The organism is Tepiditoga spiralis (assembly GCF_014701195.1).
In the GTDB taxonomy this organism is placed as follows: Bacteria; Thermotogota; Thermotogae; order Petrotogales; family Petrotogaceae; genus Tepiditoga; species Tepiditoga spiralis.
Genome location: NZ_AP018712.1, coordinates 507,008 through 523,839, shown reverse-complemented (window position 1 = coordinate 523,839; position 16,832 = coordinate 507,008). Strand labels below are relative to the sequence as shown.

The following is a 16,832-nucleotide window of genomic DNA, read 5'->3' as shown; positions in this document are numbered from 1 at the left end:
AAATAGGGCTTAGCCCTATTTTTTTATATGCTTCTTTTTAACATTACTATTTCTACTCTATCTGATGAATCTTCTGCTCTATCTGCAATGTCTCCTATATTTAAAATTAATTCTTTTAAATGAATTTTTTCTGCAAGTTCCATATCAGATTCAAATATTTTTTTTATCAACCCTTTTTCAACAACATCTTCTTCATGTTCATAAACTTCAACATTTTTTATTAGTTCAGGAACTTTTTCAACATTTTCAAACATTTGTTTAATGGCTTCTCTTAATGCTAAATAAGTTTGATCCACCTTTCCCATTTGTTTTACTATTTCTATTTTAAAATCTTCTGGTATGCGTGGTTTTTGTATATAAAAAATATCTGCAACTGTTTCAGCTTTGTTTATTACTTTATCAACACTTTCTATTATACCAAGTAAGTCTCCTCTAAAGTTTGGTAAAAAGGCACCTTTATACATTACAGTTTCAACATCTCTTCTTAATAAATCTGCTTCTTGTTCTTTTGATCTAACTTTTTCTGTTAATTCTTCTATGCATTTTCCTTCCATATAAGTTTCAGACAGTTCAGTTAAAAGTTTTATACCTTCATCTACAAGATCTAAATGCTTTTTAAACATTTCTATTATATGTTCTTCTTTTTTTCCAAAGAAAAATTTCATAAAATCACCTCCATAATTAATGTTACTATCACTGATATTATACCTGAAAGAACTGGCGTTGAAACCCAGCCAGATACAATTTTAAATATTGCTTTTTTATCGACTGTCTTTGTACCAGTTGCAAAGCCTATACCTATAATAGCACCAACTATTGATTGTGAACTACTTACAGGGACACCTATTAATGAATAAATCCAAACTGTTGCTGATGCAGCAAAAATTGTAATCATTGAAGAAAAGTGATCTAGTTCTATGATTCCTTTTCCAACAGTCATCATAACTCTTTTGCTAAAAGTTAGTATACCAAAAGCTATTGAAAGACCACCAATAGTAGCCATTAATGGAATTGTAAATAATTCATTTCTTCCAACTAGTGCTCCAGTTACGTTTGCAACATTATTTGCACCAAGTGAATATGATCCATATATTCCAACAGCCCAAGTACCAACTATTATGAAGATATCTTGTTTTTGTACACTTAAAAATTGTCTAAAAAAATATGAAACAATTTTATAAGCAAAAAATGCAATTATTAAAGCACCAATCGGCGTACCAACCCAAGATATTACAACTTTTATTAATTTACTCAAATCAACAGATCCTCTAAGCATTCCAACACCAACTAAAGAACCAACAACTGCTTGAGAAGTTGAAACTGGTAATCCTAAAAAAGTCATAAAAGTAACTGTTAATGCAGCACCAAATAATGATATAGATGATTCTCTAAGATTTATATCAGTAAGTCCACCAATGGTTTTAAGACCTGCAGCTCCACCAATTATTGCTCCTAGAACTACAAATATTGAAGCTATAATTATAGCATGTTTATACTTAATTATACCACTTGAAACTGGTGGACCAAAAAGATTTGCTGCATCATTTGAACCTAAAGACCAACCCAAAAATATAGCTGGAATTAAAAAATAAATCACTAAGATAACCTCCCATAAAAAATAATGTGTATAGTTTAATATTTTATCACTTTTTTGTGTTTTTTCAAAATTTAATAATAAACATACAAACTCAGTTTTTGTATTTGCATGTATCTTGACACGAGATAGCCCGAAGAGTACAATTTGAATTAGAAAAGATACACTCTTGAAGGTGAAACGTGAAATTATATGTAATTCCATAGCTTATTTAAAAAAATAGGGAGTGAGATTATGAATTTTGAAGTTGTTAAGAAAGGTAATATTAATTATATTTATAAATCTAACAAGTTGTTAAAATACAAACCGTGGCTTGGAGATCTTTTTTCTTTTTTTTATGATAATATAATGAAAAAATCAGTGTTTCCTAAAAAATTTGGTAGTTCTCTTGAAAAACATTATGATTTTTTTAACTCTGAACTTAAAAAATTTGATAATTTTATTATTTTAGATTTGGCATGTGGAAATGCTTCTATATCTAAGTTTTTAAATAAATCAAATTTTTATTATGGTATAGATATTAGTAAAGGATTATTAAAAAATGCTATTAAAAATTTAAATGTAAATGGTTTTCAAAATTTTGAACTGTATCTTGCAAATGCTTCAGAATTACCTTTTGAAGATGATAAATTTGATGTGTGTTTGTGTAATTTGGCTATAAATTTTTTTAATGACTTAGATAAAGTCTTAACAGAAATTAAAAGAGTTTTGAAAGATAAAGGTGTATTTATAGGTGTTGTTCCTGTACCAGAAAAAAATTATCGAAATAGTAAAATTAATGGTACTTTATATTCTGAAAAAAAGTTGGAATCAATTTTTGAAAAAAATGGATTTAATTTTAAATCTTATAATTATGAAAATGGAGCATTATTATACTTTAAAAGTAGTTTTACTATTTAATAAAAAAACTACTACATATAAAAAATGTAGTAGTTTATTATTATTTTATAACCATATAAACATCTATTTCTTTTGTTTCTTCAATGAAACCAGAAAACTTTAAAATACTTCCATTAACACTAACTGTCATATCAGCACCACGTACAACAGAAGGTGGAGTTATATTTATTGGATAGCCAATTTTTTCAAGAGAAATTGCTATTGCACCTGAAATCATATTTCCAAGCTCACCAATGGCACTCAAAGCAAGTTCATCTATTTCTGTGATTTCCATCATTCCACCCATCATATTACCAACAATGCCTTTTGCTGTATCTTCTGAAAGTGTATAAATAACATTTCCTTCAAGAACGCCATTAAAACCAATTGTAGATACTATTGCTCTTGTTTCTCCAATATCTTTTACTAATTCAGGTTTTTGAAGTTTAACAACACTTTTTGCTGCTGCTTTAAAAGTTGCAGTTAAAGATGATAAAACAGCATTTACAATTTTTATGTCTACCATAATTTTTACCTCCTCTTTCTCTCACGTAAAAATTATACCATAAAAATTATAAAGTTATTCCACCATCAACTCTAATTACTTGACCTGTTATATAAGCTGAATCATCAGAAGCTAAAAATAATGCTGTTTTTGATATATCTTCTGCTGTTCCAAGTCTTTTTATACACATTCTATTTATTGCTGCTTCTTTCATTTCATCTTTTAATTTATCTGTCATAGCAGTTTGTATGAATCCAGGAGCAATTGCATTAACTCTAACATTTTCACCTCGCATAGTCATTTCTTTTGCCCATGTTTTTGTCATTCCAATAACCCCTGCTTTAGTTGCAGCATAGTTAGTTTGTCCTATGTTTCCTTCAATTCCAACTATACTTGAAATATTTATTATATTTCCTGATTTTTGTTTTCTCATAACTTTTGCCACAGATTTAGTAACTAAAAAAACACCTTTTAAGTTTATATTGACTACAAAGTCAAAGTTTTCTTCTTTCATCATTACAAGAAGTGTATCTTTAGTTACACCGGCATTATTTACTAATATATCTATTTTTCCAAATTCAGAGTTAATTTTTTTTACTGTTTCATCTATTTTTTTAGAATCAGTAACATCAACAACATATGGATAGTAATTATTTAAAGTGTTTTTTGCTTGCTTTAATCCTTCTTCATTAACATCAAAAGCTATTACTTTTGCACCATTTTCTACAAATTTTTTGGCTATTTCGTAACCTATACCTCTTGATGCACCAGTTATAATTGCTATTTTTTCATTTAATTTCATATTATTAGCCTCCTTATTTTTTTACTATATTGTATAAAGCAACATTGTGCCATAATAAGGAGTTATTTATTCAACTTCATCAAGATACTTTAATTCTCTTCCAACAAAGACCATCACTACTTTTTTTAATGGCCCATTGAACTCTTTGTTTATGGTTTTTTCATATCTCTTTATTTGATTTACTGCTTCTTTTATCTTTTCTTGATATATTTTTTCTGTATAGTCTTTCTTTTTTATGTATTTTAATTCTATTATTGCATTGTAGGGTACTTCTTCGTATCTTTTAAACATTGCTAAATCTATGTATCCACTTTCTACTGGATACTCGCTTTTAACGTATGCCCAGGGGGTTAAGATTAAATAACTAAACAGTAGCATCTTTATATGTTTTTCACTAAAGCTTTGAAAGTCTCTGTCTGATAGTTTTTTCAATACATTTTCTATTTCATTTGCAAATGGGTTTATGTTTCCATCTATTACTATCCTTTTTACTGCAAGTTCTAACTTTTCTGTATTTATATAACTCTTTGCTCTATCTTCTATTGATTCTACAAAGTACTCTGAATATAACTTTTTCATTGAATAGTTTGGTATCTTTAAGTATGTATAAAAGTTTTCTTTTTCAAAGGTTAAAAATCCTAAATAAAAGAGTAAGGTTTTTATATCTTTTATATCGAGTTTTCTTTCCATGTTAAAGGCTTGTGTTAATACTTCTATTTCTGTTTTTGAGTTTAATAGTATTTCATTCAAAAGTTCATTTACAACTTCATGGCTATTTTTTTCTGTATTTATTCCAACGATTTCACCAAGTTTAAATAAATTTTGTATTTTTTTATAGTCACTTGCTATATTCATATCTATTATATCTTCTGGTTTTCTCTTTTCTCTGTTGTATTCAGAGATGAAGTATAAGACCATATCACTGTTATAAACCTTTTTTTTTGCATGTTTATTGAACATGTATCCATTGTAGCTAAACTTCATATCTTGTAAAATATCATCATTTATTTGATATTCTTTCAGAATATCTTTGACTTCACTTTCAGTGAATCCCATCATTTCATTTAATTCTAAAGTTGTTGACATGTTTTTTGAGATGTTGAATCCACTCGTTAAACTATCTAAGGTTATTGGTGCTACTCCTGTTATGAATAGTCTGTCTATAACAGATCGTGTTCCTTCTTTTATTACTTCATAAAACTTTCTAACAAAACCTGTTTTACTGACGATATTTTTAAATTCATCGAGTTTAAAACTCAAAAGTTCATTTGCAAAGTGGTCGTATTCATCTATTAATAAGTATATTTTTGTTTTTAAGTTTAGTTTGTTATATTTGTTTATAAACTCTCTAAAAAGTTCTGAAGGTTCATTTTTACTTTTGTCTAATGTAATATTTAAGTTGTACTTATATATAAAAGTATCTAATTTTTCATAAATTTCATCTTTAAATCCATACTTCAACTCTTCTTTACTGTCTGTATTCAATCCAGAAAAATTAAACTCTAAAATATGATAACTATTTTTTTTAGGTGTTGGATGTTTTTGTATGTATAAGTCTTTAAAGATAGTATCAAACTCATCTGAGTACTTAACATCGTAGTACTTACTCATAGTGTCGAGCCACAAACTTTTACCAAACTTTCTTGGCCTTAAAAATAATATATATGATTCTGGCATATCTTCAATTATTTCTATATACTTAGTTTTATCTACATAGTAAAAATTTTCAGTTCGTATTTTTTTAAAATTTTGAAGTCCATATGGTACTTTTTTCATTTTGATCACCTCTGTTTTATTATAACACAATTGAGTAATTGAATAATAATAAACAAGTTTATAATAGATATAAGTAAAAAAAATAACAGACAACGTCTGTTATTTTTTCATTTCTATTGATGAAAATTCAAATGGAAAGTTTATAGTCTTTCCTGTTTTTGATGATTTATAAATTGCTAATACAGCTTCAACTGCTTTTTTCCCATCTTCTCCACTAACATATGGTTTTCTATTTTCATTGATTGCTTCAATGAAATCTTTGTAAAGTGGAATGTGTCCTGCACCATATACAGTATCTGGATCTGGCAATGATTGATAAGGATGTCCATCTTCATTTTCAAACTTCCAAGTTTCTATTTTGTTTACTGCAAGACCACCTATAACAACGCTTCCTTTTTCACCAAATACCGATAAAGTTTCATTTAAGTTTTTTGGATAAACATTTGCTGTTCCTTCTATTATTCCAACTCCACCATTTTTAAATTTTACTATTGCACTTCCAAAATCTTCTGCTTCATTGTAATCATGATTGAAGTTTTCTATTCTTCCTGTTATGGATTCTATTTCTCCACCAAAGGTCCATATTAGTAAATCTATTCCATGAGTACATTGATTCATGAGAGTTCCTCCATCCATCTCCCATGTTCCTCTCCATTTTGCTTGTTCATAATAATCTTTATTTCTATTCCATCTAATAGATATTTGACCATGAAATAACTCACCAAAATCACCATTTTCAATTTTCTTTCTAAGTTCTTGTACGGGAGGATTGAATCTATTTTGAAAACATACTCCCAGTTTTAAATTTTTTTCTTTTGAAAGTTTTATCATTTCATCCATGTGTTTTGTAGATAGTGCCATAGGCTTTTCTGTTAAAACGTGTTTTTCATTGTTCATAGCTTTCATTGCTATTTCATAGTGTTTTCCGCTTTCTGTTGTTATTGATACTCCATCTATATCTTTTCTTTTTAATATTTCATTGTAATCTGTATAAATTTCTGGTTTTTTTAGTCCAGCATCTTTTATTATATTTGCAAGGGTTTCTGCTCTTTCTTCTATTATATCTGCAACAGCTACTAACTCTATATTTTCTTTATTGTTTATTATTGCTTCTGTATGTTTTTTAGTTGCTATTCTTCCACAACCTATTATTGCCCATCTTAGCATGTTTTTCCCCCTATAATATAACTATCTTTTCTCTATTTTCTTTTACATTTTTCATTATATTTTTTGTATCAAAGATTATTTTAGCATTTTTTGCAACAAAGTCGTAGTCTATATTTGTGTGACCTGTAGTTACAACTACTGCATCAGCATTTTTTAATAATTCTTCTGTTAATTCAACTGTTTTTACAGTATCTCCATTCCATTTAAATTCAGCTACCCAAGGGTCAACTACTGTAACATCTGCTCTTTTCTTTTCAAGATGTTCTAAAACCTTTAATGCTGGAGATTCTCTCATATCATCTATATCATTTTTATATGCTATACCAAGCATTACTATCTTTGCGCCATTCATACACTTTTTATTTTCATTCAACAAGTCCATTACTCTTTCTACAACGTATTCTGGCATATAATCATTTATTTCTCCAGACATCTCAATTATTCTTGTATGATAATCGTATTCTCTTGCTTTATAAGTCAAATAAAATGGATCTATTGGTATACAGTGACCGCCAACTCCTGGACCTGGATAGAATGGCATGAATCCAAATGGTTTTGTTGCAGCTGCATCTATTACTTCCCACAAGTTTATTCCCATTTTTTTTGCAACTATTGCCATTTCATTTATAAAGGCTATATTTACTATTCTAAAAGAATTTTCAAGTATCTTTGCCATTTCAGCTTCTTTTGGTGAAGAAACACAGAATACTTCTGCATCTAATATACTTTCATATAAAGCTTTTGCAACTTTTGTTGAAGCTTCTGATACACCTCCTACTACTTTAGGAGTATTTTTAGTTTTAAATCTTATATTTCCTGGATCCACTCTTTCTGGACTGAATGCAAGATAAAAATCTTCTCCTGCTTTTAATCCACTTTCTTCAAGTATTGGTTGCATAACTTCTTCAGTTGTTCCAGGATAAGTTGTACTTTCTAAAACAACGAGCATTTCTTTGTGAATTCTCTTTGCAACTTCTCTTGTTGATGCTTCAACATAAGTTAAATCTGGTTGTTTAAATTTATCGAGTGGTGTTGGCACACATATCATAACAGCATCACAACTTTCAAGTTCATCAAAATTTGTGCTTGCTTTTATTTTTCCATTTTTTACTAAATCTTTTAATTCACTGTCTACAACATCACCTATATAATTAATACCTTCATTTACCATCTTAACTTTACTTTCTTGAACATCAAATCCAATTACATTGTATCCAGCCTTTGCTTTTTCTACTGCAAGAGGTAGTCCAACATATCCAAGACCTATTACTCCAAGTTTTGCTGTTTTATCATTTATTTTATCTATTAATGCCACTTTTATTCCCCCTTAAAATAATTTTTTATTGTTTTTACAACATGTTCTTGCTCTTTTTCTGTTAATTCTGGAAATATTGGAAGAGCTATTGTTGTTTTACACGCTTTTTCTGTAATAGGAAAATCTCCTTCTTTATATCCGAGATCTTCAAAACATTTTTGAAGATGAAGTCCTTTTGGATAATATATTGAAGTTCCAATTTCGTTTTCTTTTAAATGTTTAAATAGTTCATCTCTATTTCCACTCTTTAAAGTTATAACATATTGATGATAAACGTGCGTTCTATCTTTAAATACTTCTGGATACTCTATGTATTCATTTAGTCCATTTTCTGTAAATAGCTTTTTGTATATTTTTGCTACATTTATTCTTTTTTCTATGTATTCATCTAACTGTTTTAATTTTATGTCAAGTATAGCTGCTTGTACTTCATCAAGTCTTGAATTAAATCCAACTTCATCATGATAGTACTTTTTTGATGCTCCGTGAACTCTCAAATACTTTGCTTTTTGAGAGAGTTCGTCATTGTTTGATACAATCATTCCACCATCACCATATCCACCAAGATTTTTTGTTGGAAAAAATGATATAGTTCCAAACTCACTTGCAGTTCCTGCATATATCTTTTTGTCTCCATCGTACCAAACAGCTCCTATTGCTTGTGCAGTATCTTCTATTACTTTTAAATTATACTTTTCTTTGAGTTCTAATAACTTCTTCATATCAACTGTTTTTCCAAATAAATGAACAGGTATTATTGCCTTTATTTTTTCTTTTTGTGGATGTGTTTTTAAAATTCTTTCTACTTCATTTAAATCTATGTTATAATATTTTTCTTCTATATCCACAAAGATTGGAGTTAATCCATTTCTAACTATACAACTTGCAGTTGCAAAAAATGTGTAAGGTGTTGTTATTACATAATCACCAGGATTTAAATTTAAAGCTTTTACAGCAATAACAAGTGCATCTGAACCATTTGCAACACCAATTGCATTTTTAACATTCATATATTTTTCTATATTTTCTTCTAAATTTTTTACATGTTTTCCAAGAACAACCTTTCCGCTTTTAAAAATCTCATCAATTGTATTTAAAACTTCAGTTCTTATTTTTTCATACTGCCTTGTCATATCAAAAAGTGGTACTTTCATATTTAAGCCTCCTTCAATGAAACCTTTCCTTCATTGTCTATTTTAAAAATTTGTATATTTTTTAATCCAAAGTTTTTTGCTTTTTTCAATATTTCTTCATAATGTCTAAATGAAGCTATTATAATTGCATCATAATTTTTATTTTTCATTGATTCTGGAGAAAAAATTTTTATATTGTAAAGTTTTTCTCCTATTTTTAATGGTGATTCATCTATAAAGCCTTTTATTTCTATGTTTTCACTATTTAAAACTTTTAAAAGTATTCCTCCAACAACACCTGCACCGTATAAATATATGTTCTTTAAAGATTTATTTTTTATTTGATATAAAACACCATCAAAAGATATTTTTGTTTCTGCATACATCTTCGATACTTCGCTGGTATAAGAAACTATTAAAAACTGTAATCTCTTTATTCCATCTTCAGTCAATTTATACTGCATACTTCTTCTCGTTTTTCCAACTTTGTTTATGTACTTTTTTTCTTCAAACTCTTTTAAGTATCTATTTACCATTGACGGCGCTATTCCAGCATTTTTTGCAAGTATTTCTTGAGATACATTAGAATCCTTTGATATTATTTGTAAAAGAACCATTTCTCTAAAGTTTGGTGATGGATTAAAAAAAGAATATTCTTCAAATTTAAACATATTACACCTCGATTATTCATTCACTAAGTGAATGATATCATTTTTTTAATTTTTTGTCAACTATTACTATTTTTTAATAATTTTTAGTATAAAAAAATATGCAAATTGATTTATCAAATTTGCATATTTTTGTCGTATAAGATAAAAATTAAAAAATTATATTACTTGTTTGAAGTTTTTAAAACCATATCCAATTACCGTAGAAATTGGTTGTACAGTTATGAAAGCATCTGGATCAATCGATTGAATTTTATGTATCATTTCATTTTTTTCTCTTCTACTTAAAGCTACATATATAAATTGTTTTTTTTGTCCAGAATAAGCTCCTTCAGCGTTTATAAGTGATGCACCTCTATCTAAATCTTTTAAGATATATTCTAATATTTCTTTTTTCTTTTCAGATATTATCATCATTGTAACATCTGTTGTTATTCCTCTAATAATGAAATCAACTGTTAAGCCATTTATAATAACTGATACAATAGAATACATTCCAACTGTTGGATCATATGCAATTCCTGCAAGAAGACCTATAATTAAATCAGACATTAAAAGACCTATACCAAGTGAAAGTCCAAAATATTTATTAAATATTTTAGCAATTATGTCAGTTCCACCTGTTGATGCATTTTGTGAAAAAGTAATTGCCATACCTGCAGCAGATATAACAACTCCAAAAAATACAGCTAAAAACATATCATTTCCAGTGTATTTTGGTATAGGGAGTATTCTATCAAACATATCAACAAAAAAGTTAAGAATAAAAGTACAATATATACTTTTTGCTCCAAACTCTTTTCCTATAAAAATAAATGAAAGGATAAATAGAATAATATTGACACCATACATCAATATACCAACTGGAACATGAATTACACTGTTTAAAACAATTGCAAGACCATTTGCTCCACCACAAGCTATATCATGTGGCATTAAGAATACAGCAAGTCCAAATGCAGTTAATAAAGCTCCAATAGTTGCAAAAAAATACTCTTTAAAAATAATTTTTTTCATAATATACCTCCATATAAAAATTTTTCTCAATTCAAACCAAGAAATTGAGATAAAAATTGAATTAAGACAGGTCTCCCGACTTCTGTATCATTCTACTAACTACACCTTCCCGATTTCTCAGTGGTATTTTGTAGTGTTCGTTCTCAGTTACGGTGGCTGGACCGTTTTGGATTTTCACCAAATTCCTAAATGCCTTAATTCTAAATTTATTATTTATTTGTAATATATACATGTAATAAAATGAGATGAATTATTTTAAAATTTATATAATTTTTAATTTGCTAAGATTATATTACGTGTAAACCTTCTAATTTAAATTAAACGATATAGTTTAATAAGAGTTTAGCAGTATTATCTAAAGATTTTATATGAGTTCTTTCATAATGATGTGTAGCATCTACACCAGGCCCAAGGAGTGCATAATTTACATCAACACCTTGATGAACTAGTTTGCTTGCATCAGAACCATATCTATTATACATGTCTACTTTATATTGTATATTGTTTTTTTCACATATTTTTTGTAATTTTTTTCTAAATGAAAAGTCATAAGGTCCCGATGTATCTCTTGCTGAAATACAAACAGAAAATTCATCAGAGTTTTGACCGAGTCCAACCGTTCCTATGTCTATTGCAATAAATTCATCAGTTTTTTCTGGAATAGCAGATATTCCATGACCAACTTCTTCATAATTACTTATAAAAAAGTGAGTTGTATATTTTGGTTCTATATTATTATCCTTAATATACTTACAAATGCCCATAATTATTGCAACGGCGGCTTTATCATCTAAATATCTTGATTTTATATAACCATTTTTTGTAATAGTAGTTCTTGTTTCGCAGTAAACAAAGTCTCCAACATTAATTCCTAATTTTAAAACGTCATCTTTATTTTTTACGTCTTCATCTAATCTTATTTCCATATTTTCATCAGATCTAATTGTTTCACGAGGAATCATTCCATGTATATGTACAGATTGTTTATCAAATAAAATTGTTCCTGTATATTCTTCTCCATTTAATGTTTTTACTATAACATTTTCTCCTTCAACAGAAGTCCAAGAAAAACCTCCTATTTGCGCCATTTTTAATCTTCCGTTATTTTTTATTTCTTTAACCATGGCTCCAAGTGTATCTATATGAGCTGATATAGTTTTATGATGTTCATCATCTTTTCCTTTTATTGTTGCTATAATAGCCCCTTTTTTAGTTCTTTTATGAGATATTTTAAGTTTATCAAACTCTTCTTCTACATTTTTTATGCCTTTTTCTGTATCTCCAGATGGACTATGTACTTTCATTATTTCTTTTAAATAGTTTAAGGTATATTCCATATCAATTTTCACTATTTTTTCCTCCAAACATAAGTTTAAATGAACTTCCTTCATTTATTTTTGAGTTTGCTACAATTTTGATATTTAATTTTTCACATAATTTTTTTGCTATTGAAAGACCTAATCCGTGCCCAAAATCTTTTCTTGAAGTATCAGCTTGATAAAATCTTTCAAATATATGTTCAACTTTATCTTCTGGTATACCAATACCAAAATCTTTAATAATTATTGAATTTTTATCATAAATTATTTCTATTTCTTTTTCCGAATATTTTACTGCATTTTCTATTAATGTTTTAAGTATTATAATTAAGTATTCAAAGGATGTTTCTACATTAAAGGATGTTCCTTTTTCTATAAATTTTCTTTCTTGAGTGTTATATAGTTTTAAAACTTCTTTAATTGCATCTGAAATATTAAAAATAGATATTTCAGGATTAAAGTCTGGTTTAGATAAAATTAGAAGTTTTTCTATCATAGATTTTAAATAATTGGTTGATGTTTCAATTTTTTCTATTGATTCTTCTAATAATTTTTCATCATTTTTTCCCCAACGCTTTAACATTTTAATATAACCATTTAATGTTGTCAAAGGTGTTCTTAGTTCATGGGAAACATCTGAAACAAATTGTTTTTGAATTTCATATCCTTGTTCGATTCTGTCTAACATAGAGTTTAATCGATTTGCTAATACTTGAAATTCAATAGTTTTTTGTTCTGGAACTCTTTCTAAATTTTCTATATTAATTTTAGAGAGTTTTTTTGAAATTTTTATAGTTGGACTCAAAGATTTTTTTGCTAATAAATATGAAATTATTATTGAAAATATTAATCCAAATATTAATATTATAATTGATATATAATTAAAAGCTCCCATAACTGCAGTGAATTCAAGTGAAGGTCCTCCAACTATCATCTTTGAGTTGTCAAATAGTCGTAAACCTACAAATATGTAGTATATTCCATTTTTTTTAATTGCTACTGGTGTTCCAGGTATTCTAAAGTTTTCATCTATTATTTTGTAAGGATCATTAATTAATTTGTTATCCAATATTACTATTTTATTTTCCATAAAACTTCGTTTTATTATATCTGTATTTTCTAAAAATTTTGAAAATATATCAGTTTCATCATTTTTTAGTATTTTATTTGGATTTATTTGATTAATTAAAGCTTTTGAGTATCCATGCAATGCTGTTGTTGATACTAGAATTTTCATAGAAAAAGTTATTATGGTTATTATAATAAAAACCATAATAGTAAAAAATATTGCTTGATTTAAAACAGCACTAGATTTAATCTTCTCTGATAACGTATCCAACACCTCTCACAGTTTTTATTTTTTTTCCATAATCTCCAAGTTTTTTTCTAAGATAATTAACATAAACCTCAACTATATTTAGGTTTTCATCTTCATATCCCCAAACTTCTTCTAAAATTTTTTCTTTTGAAACAACGATATTTTTATTCAATAATAATGTTTTTAAAATATTGAATTCAGTTAAACTTAAATGAAGTTCTTTGCCTTTTATAAAAACTTGCATTCTTTCTGGAAATAATTCTATATCTCCAGCTTTTATACTATTTTTTGTTTTTCCAAGGCGTCTTAATAAAGATTCTATTCTTGCAAAAACTTCTTCAACTTCAAAAGGTTTTACTATATAATCATCTGCATTTTTTAAACCATTTACCTTATCTTCTAACTCGCCTTTTGCAGTTAACATTATTATTCCAACATCTTTATCATAATTTCTTATTATTTCTGCAATTTCGAAGCCATTCCTTATTGGAAGCATTACGTCTAATAATATCACGTCAGGCTTAAAATTTCCATAAAACTCAACAGCTTCTTCACCATCTTTTGCAATTAATGTTTTATAACCTTCATGTTGTAACTCTAATTCAAGTAACCTTGCAATAGACGCATCATCTTCTACTATTAAAATATTATACATATATTACTCCTTTCAAAAAAAGACGGCAGAAGCCGTCTTAGAATTCAAAACTCACATAACCATTGATGTCATAATTAAGATTTTTATTTATTTTGAAGTTTAAATACATTAAAGTTTTATCAAAACTGAGTTTGTTTTTTACTAAAAATTCAGGAAGTATATTAAATTTATTAAAATCATAATTTAAATCAAAACCAATTCCAAAATTAATATATTTTATTATAGAAACATCTTTCATAAATCCCCAATAAAGTCCAAGATTATATCCAAGATTTGAAAGTTCTGGAGAAAGTTCATTATTTTTTATAGTTAATGAAGTTCCCAAAGATACCTTTCCAAGCATAAAAAATGGATCAAATTTTTGTTCTTCTATAAATGAAATTTTTGTATTTAATTTTGAATTTTCATCTAATGAAGCTTCCATTTCACCATTTATTCCCGAAACAATATCACTTTTAAATAAAATTTTAAAATCTTTATTGAAATCATAACTAAATTGTACATATTTGTCACTTATGCTTAAGCCTGCAGTATATAATAATTTATTTGTATATTCAATTCCTGTATTTACTTTGGCATAAGTTCCAACTGGTTTAGTTAAAGATGTTTGAATTTCAGGTAATAAATTATAAACAATTAAATAAAAGGCTCCATTTATATTGTATGCTGCATATATAGTATCTCCAACTTTTTGAGTTGAAGAAAATGAATTTAAGACAGTTGAATCTTGAGTTGTTATAGATGTTTTTAAAGAATATAAATTATTTTCTATAGCAATTTGACCATTTAACTTACTAAAATCTATACCAATTGAAAACTTTGCATAGTTTGTAGTTTCTATAAAACCAGTTTGCTCTATTCTTGTTAGACGAGTAAAGTTTTTTTGCAAGAAATTCAATGAGTTTTCAAACTTTACAGGAAAATCATAGTAGTTTAATTGTTGTATAGCTTGATAGGCACTTTGAGTTAATGAGTAAATATTGTACAAAAAGATATATTCATTACCGAGTTTATCAAATTTTTCTATTGTATCAGTAATTTTTTTTGCTATTTTATCATTACCATATACAACTATAAAGTCTGCTCCATCTATATACTTTACACGTTCTCCATATTGAGATAAAACATTTTTTATATTTTCGGTTGTTATGTACTTTAATTTAATTATATTAGGTTGATTTAAGTACATCGAAATATTATTTTGAGCCTCTAATGTTCCTACAACATAAATACCTTCAGATATTTTTTTGTAGTCATAAGTCGTTCCATAAAGAATTAATTCTAAAGCACTATCAACACTTAAACCTCTTACTGAAAGCGTAACTCTTCCCTTAACTTCAGGGCCAATTATTATAATAGAATTACTACCATCTGCTATGCTTTGTATTGCATCTTTTAAAGGAGTTTCATAGAAATTTATATCTATTATTTTAGATGAAGAAAATATATACATTGGAATTAATATTAAAATAAAAAAGATTATAAATTGTTTTTTTAATTTTATTATCATTGTATTTCACCACCAGATGCATAGCATTTAACTAAGAAGATTATTTGTTGATCTGTTTTTTTATCTATACTTGTTTTAAATAAAGAACCAATACCTGGAATATCAGATAAAAATGGTATTCCAATACTTTTTTGAACTACTGTTGAATAATTAAAAGCTGCTATTGTACCTTCTTCTTCAAGATCCAAAACAAAAGTTGATTGTATCTTATTTTCAAGATAAGAATCATTTTCAACACTTCTTTTATCTTTTAATAATACAGTTGCATTTAATCTTACTTTTTTTCCAGACATTAAATATGGAGAAAGACTTAATTCAAAACCAGAATACTCTCCAACTACCTTTTGATCATTTGTTGACTGTACTAATTTTCCAGATAATGTACTGTTTTCACCAGATATAACATTTATTTTAGAGTTTGAAACAACTTCTCCATGCCCTTCTGAAATTGCTTTGTCTATGATTAATCCATAGTCTACTCCATTTAAATTTGCAAGAAAATCAAGAGATTTATCTGAAAGTTGTGTATGAGGGCTATTATTATAACCATTTCCTCTATCATAAGGTTGAGTTATTTCAAGTTTTGATATATTCCATTTTTTGAATTCTTCTGTATCTATTTGAACAACTTTAACCTCTATTGAAAGTTCTGCTCTTCCCATATCTATTTTTCTTATAGTATTTGCAATAGTTCCAGCAATTTTAGGTGGAGCATTTATAACTACAAAATTCCTATCTTGTTCACTGTATGACACAAAATTTTGAAAATATCTTGGTAAAAGTTGCATTAAACTTTTTGGAGTTAAATATCTTGTTTTCATTACATAAGTATCATTTAAATGGATGGAAGTTCCGCTTGAAGGATCGGGAACTCCAACCAATATATAATCATCAATTCTTTTCCAAGCATAACCAAAAGGCATTAAAATCATATCCAATAAAGTTTCTAATGGTTTATCAACAGCATCTAAAGTTACAAATCCAGCGATTTTAGGATCCATTATTATTGTAGTTCCCGTATCATAAGCAAGATTACTTATTGCTGTTCTTAAATCTTCTTGAAATAAAGAAACACTATATAAATTTGCATTTGCAAAATTAAAGGTAGAAAATATAATTAAAATTAAAAGTATTAAAAGCCTTTTTATTAAAATTTTTTTCAATGAGTTCACCC

16 protein-coding genes and 1 riboswitch are annotated in these 16,832 nt (G+C 27.2%); of the genes, 1 reads left to right on the top strand and 15 read right to left on the bottom strand.

Annotated elements, in window-relative coordinates; genetic code table 11:
* Nucleotides 1–23 precede the first annotated feature (23 nt).
* Together IGS63_RS02320 and IGS63_RS02315 are read right to left on the bottom strand one after the other, a co-directional pair.
* Nucleotides 24–665 (bottom strand): TIGR00153 family protein, encoded by a 642-nt coding sequence (locus IGS63_RS02320; RefSeq protein WP_190615434.1) that lies wholly within the window; start codon nt 663–665, stop codon nt 24–26.
* The gene (locus tag IGS63_RS02315; protein ID WP_190615433.1) at nt 662–1,597 is read right to left on the bottom strand and encodes an inorganic phosphate transporter; all 936 of its coding nucleotides are present in this window, start codon (nt 1,595–1,597) and stop codon (nt 662–664) included. The genes IGS63_RS02320 and IGS63_RS02315 overlap by 4 nt, the downstream gene beginning before the upstream one ends.
* 231 nt (nt 1,598–1,828) lie before the next feature.
* On the opposite strand from IGS63_RS02315, the gene IGS63_RS02310 reads away from it, so the two are divergent.
* Nucleotides 1,829–2,494 (top strand): class I SAM-dependent methyltransferase, encoded by a 666-nt coding sequence (locus tag IGS63_RS02310; protein WP_190615432.1) that lies wholly within the window; start codon nt 1,829–1,831, stop codon nt 2,492–2,494.
* 40 nt (nt 2,495–2,534) lie between these two features.
* Here the strand turns inward: IGS63_RS02310 and IGS63_RS02305 are convergent, their stop codons facing one another.
* The 13 genes from IGS63_RS02305 to IGS63_RS02245 all read right to left on the bottom strand — a co-directional run bounded on the left by IGS63_RS02305 (nt 2,535) and on the right by IGS63_RS02245 (nt 16,821).
* Nucleotides 2,535–2,999, bottom strand: a complete 465-nt coding sequence (locus IGS63_RS02305; protein WP_190615431.1) for a chemotaxis protein CheX — start codon at nt 2,997–2,999, stop codon at nt 2,535–2,537.
* 46 nt (nt 3,000–3,045) lie between these two features.
* Nucleotides 3,046–3,780, bottom strand: a complete 735-nt coding sequence (gene fabG / locus IGS63_RS02300; RefSeq protein WP_190615430.1) for a 3-oxoacyl-[acyl-carrier-protein] reductase — start codon at nt 3,778–3,780, stop codon at nt 3,046–3,048.
* A 66-nt stretch (nt 3,781–3,846) separates the two neighbouring features.
* On the bottom strand, nt 3,847–5,556 hold the full coding sequence (locus tag IGS63_RS02295) for an AAA family ATPase (protein WP_190615429.1): 1,710 nt from the start codon (nt 5,554–5,556) through the stop codon (nt 3,847–3,849).
* 99 nt (nt 5,557–5,655) lie between these two features.
* Complete coding sequence (locus IGS63_RS02290) at nt 5,656–6,723, bottom strand: Gfo/Idh/MocA family protein (RefSeq protein WP_190615428.1); 1,068 nt, start codon at nt 6,721–6,723, stop codon at nt 5,656–5,658.
* 10 nt (nt 6,724–6,733) lie between these two features.
* Nucleotides 6,734–8,038 (bottom strand): nucleotide sugar dehydrogenase, encoded by a 1,305-nt coding sequence (locus tag IGS63_RS02285; RefSeq protein ID WP_190615427.1) that lies wholly within the window; start codon nt 8,036–8,038, stop codon nt 6,734–6,736.
* A gap of 2 nt (nt 8,039–8,040) precedes the next feature.
* Complete coding sequence (locus tag IGS63_RS02280) at nt 8,041–9,192, bottom strand: DegT/DnrJ/EryC1/StrS family aminotransferase (RefSeq protein WP_190615426.1); 1,152 nt, start codon at nt 9,190–9,192, stop codon at nt 8,041–8,043.
* Nucleotides 9,193–9,194: 2 nt separating this feature from the next.
* Complete coding sequence (locus tag IGS63_RS02275) at nt 9,195–9,842, bottom strand: winged helix-turn-helix transcriptional regulator (protein ID WP_190615425.1); 648 nt, start codon at nt 9,840–9,842, stop codon at nt 9,195–9,197.
* Between the two features lie 156 nt (nt 9,843–9,998).
* Entirely contained in the window at nt 9,999–10,856 is an 858-nt protein-coding gene (locus tag IGS63_RS02270) for a YitT family protein (RefSeq protein WP_198423067.1), read from the bottom strand.
* A gap of 48 nt (nt 10,857–10,904) precedes the next feature.
* Nucleotides 10,905–11,068, bottom strand: a riboswitch (cobalamin riboswitch).
* Nucleotides 11,069–11,173: 105 nt separating this feature from the next.
* Nucleotides 11,174–12,205, bottom strand: coding sequence for a M42 family metallopeptidase (locus IGS63_RS02265; RefSeq protein ID WP_190615424.1), 1,032 nt, complete (start codon nt 12,203–12,205; stop codon nt 11,174–11,176).
* Nucleotides 12,195–13,514 carry a sensor histidine kinase gene (locus tag IGS63_RS02260; protein ID WP_190615423.1) on the bottom strand — a complete coding sequence of 440 codons (1,320 nt, stop codon included), beginning with the start codon at nt 13,512–13,514 and terminating at the stop codon, nt 12,195–12,197. Before IGS63_RS02260 ends, IGS63_RS02265 begins: the two co-directional genes overlap by 11 nt.
* Nucleotides 13,489–14,148, bottom strand: a complete 660-nt coding sequence (locus IGS63_RS02255) for a response regulator transcription factor (RefSeq protein ID WP_190615422.1) — start codon at nt 14,146–14,148, stop codon at nt 13,489–13,491. The genes IGS63_RS02260 and IGS63_RS02255 overlap by 26 nt, the downstream gene beginning before the upstream one ends.
* A gap of 37 nt (nt 14,149–14,185) precedes the next feature.
* Nucleotides 14,186–15,658 (bottom strand): type II secretion system protein D, encoded by a 1,473-nt coding sequence (locus IGS63_RS02250; protein WP_190615421.1) that lies wholly within the window; start codon nt 15,656–15,658, stop codon nt 14,186–14,188.
* Nucleotides 15,655–16,821 carry a hypothetical protein gene (locus IGS63_RS02245; protein WP_190615420.1) on the bottom strand — a complete coding sequence of 389 codons (1,167 nt, stop codon included), beginning with the start codon at nt 16,819–16,821 and terminating at the stop codon, nt 15,655–15,657. Before IGS63_RS02245 ends, IGS63_RS02250 begins: the two co-directional genes overlap by 4 nt.
* Nucleotides 16,822–16,832 lie beyond the last annotated feature (11 nt).

Excerpts from the sequence above, each read along its gene's own strand:
- IGS63_RS02290 (WP_190615428.1), bottom strand. The coding sequence starts at position 6,723 with ATGCTAAGATGGGCAATAATAGGTTGTGGAAGAATAGCAACTAAAAAA.
- IGS63_RS02295 (WP_190615429.1), bottom strand. The coding sequence starts at position 5,556 with ATGAAAAAAGTACCATATGGACTTCAAAATTTTAAAAAAATACGAACT.
- IGS63_RS02280 (WP_190615426.1), bottom strand. The coding sequence starts at position 9,192 with ATGAAAGTACCACTTTTTGATATGACAAGGCAGTATGAAAAAATAAGA.
- IGS63_RS02310 (WP_190615432.1), top strand. The coding sequence starts at position 1,829 with ATGAATTTTGAAGTTGTTAAGAAAGGTAATATTAATTATATTTATAAA.
- IGS63_RS02255 (WP_190615422.1), bottom strand. The coding sequence starts at position 14,148 with ATGTATAATATTTTAATAGTAGAAGATGATGCGTCTATTGCAAGGTTA.
- IGS63_RS02305 (WP_190615431.1), bottom strand. The coding sequence starts at position 2,999 with ATGGTAGACATAAAAATTGTAAATGCTGTTTTATCATCTTTAACTGCA.
- IGS63_RS02270 (WP_198423067.1), bottom strand. The coding sequence starts at position 10,856 with ATGAAAAAAATTATTTTTAAAGAGTATTTTTTTGCAACTATTGGAGCT.
- fabG (WP_190615430.1), bottom strand. The coding sequence starts at position 3,780 with ATGAAATTAAATGAAAAAATAGCAATTATAACTGGTGCATCAAGAGGT.
- IGS63_RS02320 (WP_190615434.1), bottom strand. The coding sequence starts at position 665 with ATGAAATTTTTCTTTGGAAAAAAAGAAGAACATATAATAGAAATGTTT.
- IGS63_RS02250 (WP_190615421.1), bottom strand. The coding sequence starts at position 15,658 with ATGATAATAAAATTAAAAAAACAATTTATAATCTTTTTTATTTTAATA.
- IGS63_RS02275 (WP_190615425.1), bottom strand. The coding sequence starts at position 9,842 with ATGTTTAAATTTGAAGAATATTCTTTTTTTAATCCATCACCAAACTTT.